The 8,399-nt window shown below is 73.7% G+C and carries 8 protein-coding genes, 1 rRNA gene and 1 pseudogene; 8 read left to right on the top strand and 2 right to left on the bottom strand.

What is annotated here, in order from left to right:
• The 3 genes and pseudogenes from rrf to ACFY7E_RS15560 all read left to right on the top strand — a co-directional run.
• Positions 1-92: ribosomal RNA gene (gene rrf, locus ACFY7E_RS15570) — 5S ribosomal RNA — on the top strand; the annotation flags it as partial.
• A gap of 138 nt (positions 93-230) precedes the next feature.
• Positions 231-1,388, top strand: a pseudogene (locus ACFY7E_RS15565) (hypothetical protein); the annotation flags it as partial.
• A 114-nt stretch (positions 1,389-1,502) separates the two neighbouring features.
• A complete protein-coding gene (locus tag ACFY7E_RS15560; protein ID WP_389484988.1) occupies positions 1,503-2,300 on the top strand; it encodes a hypothetical protein in 798 nt (265 codons plus the stop codon).
• Between the two features lie 70 nt (positions 2,301-2,370).
• Here the strand turns inward: ACFY7E_RS15560 and ACFY7E_RS15555 are convergent, their stop codons facing one another.
• Complete coding sequence (locus ACFY7E_RS15555) at positions 2,371-3,666, bottom strand: DUF1015 domain-containing protein (RefSeq protein ID WP_389484952.1); 1,296 nt, start codon at positions 3,664-3,666, stop codon at positions 2,371-2,373.
• 80 nt (positions 3,667-3,746) lie between these two features.
• Between ACFY7E_RS15555 and ACFY7E_RS15550 the strand changes: the two genes are divergently transcribed.
• A complete protein-coding gene (locus tag ACFY7E_RS15550) occupies positions 3,747-4,820 on the top strand; it encodes an HAD hydrolase-like protein (RefSeq protein ID WP_389484949.1) in 1,074 nt (357 codons plus the stop codon).
• 188 nt (positions 4,821-5,008) lie between these two features.
• A complete protein-coding gene (locus ACFY7E_RS15545; RefSeq protein WP_389484946.1) occupies positions 5,009-5,854 on the top strand; it encodes an ABC transporter ATP-binding protein in 846 nt (281 codons plus the stop codon).
• 21 nt (positions 5,855-5,875) lie between these two features.
• Here ACFY7E_RS15545 and ACFY7E_RS15540 read toward each other — a convergent pair whose 3' ends face one another.
• Positions 5,876-6,223 (bottom strand): SCP2 sterol-binding domain-containing protein, encoded by a 348-nt coding sequence (locus tag ACFY7E_RS15540; protein WP_389484944.1) that lies wholly within the window; start codon positions 6,221-6,223, stop codon positions 5,876-5,878.
• A 42-nt stretch (positions 6,224-6,265) separates the two neighbouring features.
• Between ACFY7E_RS15540 and ACFY7E_RS15535 the strand changes: the two genes are divergently transcribed.
• Genes ACFY7E_RS15535 through ACFY7E_RS15525 form a run of 3 tightly spaced genes read left to right on the top strand, consistent with a single transcriptional unit; the run spans position 6,266 to position 8,353 of the window.
• Positions 6,266-6,610 carry a hypothetical protein gene (locus ACFY7E_RS15535; protein WP_389484942.1) on the top strand — a complete coding sequence of 115 codons (345 nt, stop codon included), beginning with the start codon at positions 6,266-6,268 and terminating at the stop codon, positions 6,608-6,610.
• A gap of 7 nt (positions 6,611-6,617) precedes the next feature.
• On the top strand, positions 6,618-7,433 hold the full coding sequence (locus ACFY7E_RS15530) for a TlyA family RNA methyltransferase (RefSeq protein ID WP_389484939.1): 816 nt from the start codon (positions 6,618-6,620) through the stop codon (positions 7,431-7,433).
• A complete protein-coding gene (locus ACFY7E_RS15525; RefSeq protein ID WP_389484937.1) occupies positions 7,430-8,353 on the top strand; it encodes an NAD kinase in 924 nt (307 codons plus the stop codon). Before ACFY7E_RS15530 ends, ACFY7E_RS15525 begins: the two co-directional genes overlap by 4 nt.
• Positions 8,354-8,399: the final 46 nt, after the last annotated feature.

The raw sequence follows: 8,399 nt of genomic DNA, 5'->3' as shown, positions 1-8,399 counted from the left end.
CGCCCGGTTACATTCCGAACCCGGAAGCTAAGCCTTTCAGCGCCGATGGTACTGCAGGGGGGACCCTGTGGGAGAGTAGGACACCGCCGAACAATTCTTCAGGACCCCTGGTCCCAGCGTTCACGCTGGGACCAGGGGTTCTTTTGTTTTTCCCTGATTTTTCTCCACTGCGCGGCGGAGTGCCGGCTGCGCGAGAATGACCGCAGTACCCGAAGACAGGAGTTACGACCATGCCCACCAACTCTCCCGACGACCGTCCGGAGCGCGAGCCGCGTCGCAGGGACGGTGCTGGTGGCGACCGGGGCGGCTTCCGTGGACCGCGCCGGGACGACCGTGGCGGCGACAATCGCGGTGGTGACAACCGGGGCGGCGGCGGATTCCGTCGCGATGACCGCCGTGACGACCGTGGCCGTGACAGCCGCGGTGGTGACAACCGTGGCGGCGACAACCGTGGCGGTGGCTTCCGCCGTGATGACCGTCGGGACGACCGGCGTGACGACCGCCCGTCGTTCCGGCGGGACGACAGCCGGGGCGGTGGCGGGTTCCGTCGCGACGAGCGGCGTGATGAGCGTCCGTCGTTCCGTCGCGATGACCGGCCTTCGTACCAGCGTGACGAGCGTCGGGACGACAACCGCGGCGGTGGGTTCCGTCGGGACGACCGTGGTGGTGACAACCGCGGTGGTGGGTTCCGTCGCGATGACCGTGGTGGTGACAACCGCGGTGGTGGGTTCCGTCGCGATGACCGTGGTGGTGACAATCGGGGCGGTGGCGGTGGTTTCCGTCGCGACGACAGGCGTGACGACCGCCGTGATGAGCGGCCCTCGTTCCGTCGGGACGACCGGCCTTCGTACCAGCGTGACGACCGGCGTGACGACAACCGGGGCGGCGGCGGATTCCGTCGCGATGACCGGCGTGACGAGCGTCCGTCGTTCCGTCGCGACGAGCGTCGGGACGACAACCGCGGCGGTGGGTTCCGTCGGGACGACCGTGGTGGCGACAACCGCGGCGGTGGTGGCTTCCGGCGCGATGACCGTGGTGGTGACAATCGGGGCGGTGGCGGTGGGTTCCGTCGCGACGAGCGGCGTGATGAGCGTCCGTCGTTCCGTCGCGATGACCGGCCTTCGTACCAGCGTGACGACCGGCGTGACGACAACCGGGGCGGCGGCGGATTCCGTCGCGATGACCGGCGTGACGAGCGTCCGTCGTTCCGTCGCGACGAGCGTCCCTCGTACCAGCGTGATGAGCGTCGGGACGACAACCGTGGTGGCGGTGGGTTCCGTCGGGACGACCGTGGTGGTGACAACCGTGGCGGTGGCTTCCGGCGCGATGACAATCGGGGCGGCGGCGGGTTCCGTCGGGACGACCGTGGTGGTGACAGCCGGGGCGGTGGCTTCCGGCGGGACGACCGGGGCGGCGACAGCCGTGGTGGGTACGGGCGCCGTGACGACCGGGGCGGTCGGGACCATGACCGGGACCGTGGTGACCGCGCGCCCGTCAAGCGGCTGCCGATCCCGCCGGAGGTCACCGGTGAGGAGATCGACCCGGACGTGCGCCAGGAGCTGATGAGCCTGCCCAAGGGGCTCGCCGAGGAGGTCTCGCGCAACCTCGTCATGGTCGCCCAGCTGATCGACGAGGACCCGGAGAAGGCGTACGGCTACTCCAGGGTCGCCCTGCGGCTCGCGTCCCGCGTCGCCGCCGTCCGCGAGGCCGCCGGCTTCGCCGCGTACGCCACGCAGAAGTACTCCGAGGCGCTGTCCGAGTTCCGGGCCGCGCGGCGGATGAGCGGTGGCGTCGAACTGTGGCCCGTCATGGCCGACTGCGAGCGCGGCCTCGGCCGGCCCGAGCGGGCGCTGGCGATGGCCGGTGAGCCCGAGGTGCAGAAGCTGGACAAGGCCGGGCAGGTCGAGATGCGGCTCGTGGCCGCCGGCGCCCGCCGGGACATGGGCCAGATCGACGCGGCCATCGTGACGCTGCAGAGCCCCGAGCTCGCCTCGGGCGCCGTTCACCCGTGGACCGCGCGCCTGCGGTACGCGTACGCCGACGCGCTCCTCGCCGCCGACCGCGAGCAGGAGGCCCGCGAGTGGTTCGGCAAGGCGCTGGAGGCCGACAAGGACGGCGCCACGGACGCCTCCGACCGGCTCGCCGAGCTGGACGGCGTCGAGTTCGTCGACGCGTTCGACGACTCGGAGGAGAGCTCCGAGGAGGACTCCGTGGAGGAGACCGGCGGCGTTGTCGTCGATGACGTCGAGCTCGACGGCGACGACCGTGACGACGACGACCGTGACGGCGACAAGGGCTGATCCGGGCCGGGACCGGTGAGTGGGAAGGGCGGCACCCGCGGGTGCCGCCCTTCTTCGTCTCCGGTGTTCCTCAGTCCAGCGCGAGGCTTCTCAGGACCAGGCCCGTCGCCGGTTTCGGGCCGAAGGAGGTCGACTTGCGGGGCATCGTGACGCCTTGGCGGGCCAGGTCCCGGACGACCTCCTCCCGTACCGGGTGCATGAGGACCGCCGTACCGCCGCGGCGCTCCGCCTGGGCCACGGCCGCCTCGGTGTCGTGGATGTAGGCGATGTCCTCGGGGGCGTCCGGGACGTGCCAGACGTGCTCCAGGAGGGCGGAGTGCAGGACGGTCGCGTCCAGCGTGCGCCAGGCCTCGGGACGGTCCGCGCGGACCGTGCGGTCCAGGAGGGCCGGGTCCGGGCGGTCCAGGAGGTGGAAGGCGCCGTCGCCCGTGAGGAGGAAGGCGGTGCCGTCGGCCGTGGCGGCCGCGAGGGCCTCCAGCGCCGCCGGCAGGGGGCCGTCGAGGCGGCGCACCCGGAAGGAGCCCTCGACGGCCGCGAGGGCGTCGGCGACCGGGAGGCGGTTGAGGAGGCGGTGGATGGCGCGGACCCGCAGGGGATAGCGGGCGGTGTCGACCAGGAGGACCAGGCCGCGGTTCCAGGGGCCCGGCGCGAGGTGCTCCTCGCGCAGGCGCAGGTACGTCGCCCAGCGGTGGTGACCGTCGGCGATGAGGGCCTGGTGGCGGCCGAGGTCCGCGGCGACGGCGGCCTGCTCGGCCGGGTCGGTCACCGCCCACAGGCGGTGGCAGAAGCCGTCCTCGGTGGTGGTGGAGAAGAGCGGTTCACGTTCCACGGTCCGCTCGATCACCGCGTCCGCGCCGCCGTCCTCCTCGCCGACGTAGGTGAGGAGCAGGGGTTCGAGGTTGGCCGCGGTCGTCCGCATCAGGGCGGCGCGGTCCTCGACCACGTGCGGCATCACGTCCTCGTGCGGGAGGACGACGCCCGCCTCGGGGGCGGAGAGCTCCAGGGCACCGATGATCCCGCGCTGGAGTATCCCGTCGCCCCGCTGCTCGTACACGTAGAGCGCGGGCACCGGATCGGGCGCGAGGACGCCGTCCGCGAGCCAGCGGTCGAGGGTGACGGCGGCCTTGCGGTGGCGGGTGCCGGCGGTGATCGCCTGGGGGAGGATCAGCCGGACGATGTTGTGCGGGTCCGCCGACTCCAGGTGGAGCAGCCCGTCAGGTCGGACGACGACGTCGTAGGGAGGGGACGTCACGGCGGCGAGGCTGCCGACCCGCTCGGGGACGTACCGCAGCCCGCGGAACGGGGACAGGCGCAGCCCCGCGCTGTCGTCGCGGACGTCGGCGGCCGCGTGACCTGAGGTGTTCATCTCGACATCGTATGTGCGCCGGGGCATGAGCGATGATCGGGGTAGCGGGGGGATCACAACCGGTGAGGCGAGGAGCGAGCGTGACGGTGCACGGCGGCGAGGGACGGCAGGGCGGCGGCAGGACGAGGCCGGGGAGCAGCGCGGAGCCGCTGAGCGGGGCGTACGACACGGCCCTCCTCGATCTGGACGGGGTCGTGTACGCGGGCGGCCTGGCCGTTCCGTACGCCGTCGAGTCCCTCGGGACGGCCCGGGACGCCGGGATGCGTCTCGCGTACGTCACCAACAACGCGCTGCGGACGCCGGAGGCGGTCGCGGAGCACCTCACGGAGCTCGGGGTGCCGGCGGAGGCCGGGGACGTGGTCACCTCGGCGCAGGCCGTCGCGCGGCTGATCGCGGACGAGGTGCCGGCCGGGTCCCGGGTGCTGCTCATCGGCGGCGAGGGGCTCGCGGTGGCGCTGCGCGAGCGGGGCCTGGTGCCGGTGGAGTCGGCGGACGACGACCCGGCGGCGGTCGTGCAGGGGTACGGCGGCCCCGAGCTGCCGTGGAAGCGGTTCGCGGAGGCCGCGTACGCGGTGGGGCGGGGCGTGCCGTGGTACGCCTCCAACACGGACCTGACGATCCCCGGCGCGCGCGGGATCGGGCCCGGGAACGGGGCGGCCGTGGAGGTCGTGCGGATCGCCACCGGCGGGCGCTTCGAGCCGAAGGCGGCGGGCAAGCCGCTGCCGCCGATGCACCGGGAGACGGTGCTGCGGACCGGGGCGGAGCGGCCCCTGGTCGTCGGGGACCGGCTCGACACGGACATCGAGGGCGCGTTCAACGGCGGCGTGGACTCGCTGCTCGTCCTGACCGGGGTGACGGACGTGGCGCAGCTCCTCGCGGCCGTGCCCGAGCACCGGCCGACGTACGTGGCGGCCGATCTGCGGGGGCTGCTCACGGGCCAGCCGGAGGTGGTCGCCGACGGGGACGGCGGGTTCGTGTGCGGGGCTTGGCGGGCCTCGGTGGACGGGGGCGCGCTGACGGTCGAGGCGACTTCGGCCGGGGAGACCGATCCCGTGGACGGCGTACGGGCCCTGTGCGGGGCCGCGTGGTCGGCGGCGGGGGCCGGGGCGGGCGCCTTGGACGCCGAGAAGGCGATCACGCGGCTGGGGCTGTAAGCGGGGGCAGGGAGGGAGAAGGCAGGGCGGGCGGTGGCTTGGGGTCCGGTCGGAGGGGCCTGGTCGGAGGGCCGGGGCGGGCGGCCGTGAGGCGGCTCAAGGAGTTGGGTAGGCTAACCTAACTCCGCTTGGGTCGTGGTCGTCAGCGTCCGCCACGGTCACGGACGAGGACGACGGGAGTCGCGGGTATGGCGGGTACGGACGGTCGGCGGAGGCAGCGCCTGAGCACGGAAGCGGTCACCCTGGCGTACGAGCAGCGGGTCATCGCCCGTGACCTGTCCGTCGAGATCCCCGACAACTCCTTCACCGTCATCGTCGGGCCGAACGCCTGCGGCAAGTCCACGCTGCTGCGCGCCCTCTCCCGGATGCTGAAGCCCACCCGGGGACGCGTCCTGCTCGACGGGCAGTCGATCCACTCCCTGCCCGCCAAGAAGGTCGCCAAGACCCTCGGGCTGCTGCCCCAGACCTCCCTGGCCCCCGACGGCATCACCGTCTCCGACCTCGTCGCCCGCGGCCGCTATCCGCACCAAGGGCTGCTGCGCCAGTGGTCCCCGGAGGACGAGCGGATCACCCGGGAGTCGATGGAGGCGACCGGCGTCGCCGAGCTGGCCGACCGGTACGTGGACGAGCTCTCCGGCGGCCAGCGCCAGCGCGTCTGGATCGCCATGGCACTCGCCCAGCAGACCCCGCTGCTCCTGCTCGACGAGCCGACGACGTACCTCGACATCCAGCATCAGATCGACGTCCTCGACCTGTGCGCCGAGCTGCACGAGACGCAGGGGCGCACGCTCGTCGCCGTCCTGCACGACCTCAACCACGCGGCCCGGTACGCGACCCACCTCATCGCCGTCCGCGCCGGCGAGGTGGTCGCCGAGGGGCCGCCGTCCGAGGTCGTGACCGCCGAGCTGGTCGAGCGGGTCTTCGGACTCCGCTGCCAGGTCATCGAGGATCCGGAGACGGGGACGCCGCTGGTCGTGCCCGCCGGGCGGAAGGCGCGCGCCGTCGCGACGGCGGAGCCCGCGCTGCGGAAGTGACGCCGGGGCGGGGGAGGGGCGCTACAGAAGCGAGCGGAGCCGCAGGAGGTCGCGGAAGCCGGCCTCCAGCCTGACCCGGCCCGAGGCCCAGGCCTTCGCGAAGTGCAGCCGCCCGTCCACCATCGCCACCAGGTCGTCACCGGTCATCGCGAGCCGGATCTGCGCCTTGGCCGGCGGCGGGCCCTCCACCGTGGAGTCCACCCGGATCCGGCCGTCCGCGAGGCGGCCCGTGAAGGTGGTGTCCAGGTCGGTGACGTGGCAGCTCAGGGTGCGGTCGAGCGCGGCGGCGCCGCGCACGTCGCCCTCCGCCCGCGCGAGGTTGTCGGAAAGTCTGTCCAGTGCGCCGCGGCACTCCGTGATCGTCGCCATCGCCGTCGACGGTACCCCAGGGCTTCGCGGTAGCGTCGGGGCATGAGCGACGCGATGCCGGGACCGGCTGGGGAACCGGCGACGGAATCAACGGAACCAGCTGTGGAACCGGTGCTGGACGACCATGCCGACGGAGTGTCCGGGGAGACCGGGGGAACGCCCGGCGGGGTGCCCGACGAGCCCGCCGCGCCCGCGCCCCTCGGGGTCGCCCGGGAGCTCACCGGCCACCCCGCCGTCGACGCCCGCCTCGCGCGTCTCGCCGAGGTCGACGCCCTCCCGGCGGACGGGCACCCGGAGGTGTACGAGGATGTACACCGGGGCCTGCGCGACGAGCTGACCTCGCTCGACGCACACCCCGCCCCCCGTCCGCACGACAACAGGAGCTGAACAGAACGTGGCAGGAGTGGCACGCCGCCGTCTCGACGCCGAGCTGGTCCGGCGCAAGCTCGCGCGCTCGCGGGAGCACGCGAGCCAGCTGATCGCCGCGGGCCGGGTGACCGTCGGCAAGAACGTCGCCACCAAGCCCGCCACCCAGGTCGAGACCGCCGCGGCCATCGTCGTCGTCCAGGACGACTCCGACCCCGACTACGTCTCGCGCGGCGGCCACAAGCTCGCCGGCGCCTTCGAGGCCTTCGTGCCCCTGGGGCTCGTGGTCGAGGGGCGGCGCGCGCTCGACGCCGGGGCCTCCACCGGCGGCTTCACGGACGTCCTGCTGCGCGCGGGCGCGGCCCACGTCGTCGCCGTCGACGTCGGCTACGGGCAGCTCGCCTGGTCGCTGCAGAGCGACGAGCGGGTCACCGTGAAGGACCGCACGAACGTACGCGAGTTGACATTGGACGTGATCGACGGCGTGCCCGTCGACCTCGTCGTCGGGGACCTGTCCTTCATCCCGCTCGGCCTCGTCCTGCCTGCCCTGGCGTCCTGCACGGCGCCGGACGCCGACCTCGTCCTGATGGTCAAACCGCAGTTCGAGGTGGGCAAGGAGCGGCTCGGCACGGGCGGAGTCGTCCGGTCCGCCGAACTCCGGGCCGACGCCGTGAAGAACGTGGCCCGGCGGGCCGGCGAGCTGGGGCTCGGCGTCCTCGGCGTCACCGCCAGCCCGCTGCCCGGCCCCTCGGGGAACGTCGAGTACTTTCTGTGGCTGCGGGCAGGGGCGCCCGCGCTGGATCCGGCGGACGTCGACCGCGCCGTGGCGGAGGGACCTCGTTGAGCTCAACGGCAGCACCACCAGAGACCGCACCACGCACCGTCTTCCTGCTCGCGCACACCGGCCGGCCGGCCGCCGTGCGCAGCGCCGAACTGGTCGTCCTGGGGCTGCTGCGCGCCGGGCTCGGCGTCCGCGTCCTGGAGGCCGAGGCGGCGGACCTGCCGCTGCCGTCCTCCGTCGAGAAGGTCCCCGAGGCCTGCTCCGAGGCGATCGACGACTGCGAACTCCTCGTCGTCCTCGGCGGCGACGGCACCCTGCTGCGCGGCGCCGAGTTCTCCCGCGCCTCCGGGGTGCCGATGCTCGGCGTCAACCTGGGGCGGGTCGGCTTCCTCGCGGAGGCCGAGCGCGACGACCTCGACCGGGTCGTCGACCGGGTCGTCACCCGGGCGTACGAGGTCGAGGAGCGGATGACCCTCGACGTCACCGTCTACCAGAACGGCGACGTCCTGCACCGCGACTGGGCGCTCAACGAGGCGGCCGTGCAGAAGGTGTCCCCGGAGCGGATGCTGGAGGTCGTGCTCGCGATCGACGGGCGGCCGGTGACCGGCTTCGGCTGCGACGGGGTGATCTGCGCGACACCGACCGGCTCCACCGCGTACGCCTTCTCGGCGGGCGGGCCGGTCGTCTGGCCCGAGGTCGAGGCGCTGCTCATGGTCCCGATCGGGGCCCACGCCCTCTTCGCCAAGCCGCTGGTGACCACCCCCGAGTCGATCCTCGCGGTCGAGGTCGAGCCGCACACCCCCGACGGGGTGCTGTGGTGCGACGGGCGGCGGACGGTGGAGCTCCCGGCGGGCGCGCGGGTCGAGGTCCGGCGGGGCGCCGTCCCGGTCCGGCTCGCCCGGCTGCACCACGCCTCCTTCACGGACCGGCTCGTCGCCAAGTTCGCCCTTCCGGTGTCGGGCTGGCGGGGCGCCCCGCGCTGACCGGCCCCGCCTCCGCCGGGTGCCGGAACGATCGGCGCGCCGGAGG

Source organism: Streptomyces sp. NPDC012825, assembly GCF_042900925.1.
Classification (GTDB): Bacteria; Actinomycetota; Actinomycetes; order Streptomycetales; family Streptomycetaceae; genus Streptomyces.
This window is presented reverse-complemented; position numbering and strand designations above follow the sequence as displayed.

What these genes read in the sequence shown, in the direction of transcription:
- ACFY7E_RS15535 (WP_389484942.1), top strand. Translation starts at nt 6,266, where the DNA reads ATGAGCGACGCGATGCCGGGACCGGCTGGGGAACCGGCGACGGAATCA.
- ACFY7E_RS15555 (WP_389484952.1), bottom strand. Translation starts at nt 3,666, where the DNA reads ATGAACACCTCAGGTCACGCGGCCGCCGACGTCCGCGACGACAGCGCG.
- ACFY7E_RS15545 (WP_389484946.1), top strand. Translation starts at nt 5,009, where the DNA reads ATGGCGGGTACGGACGGTCGGCGGAGGCAGCGCCTGAGCACGGAAGCG.
- ACFY7E_RS15540 (WP_389484944.1), bottom strand. Translation starts at nt 6,223, where the DNA reads ATGGCGACGATCACGGAGTGCCGCGGCGCACTGGACAGACTTTCCGAC.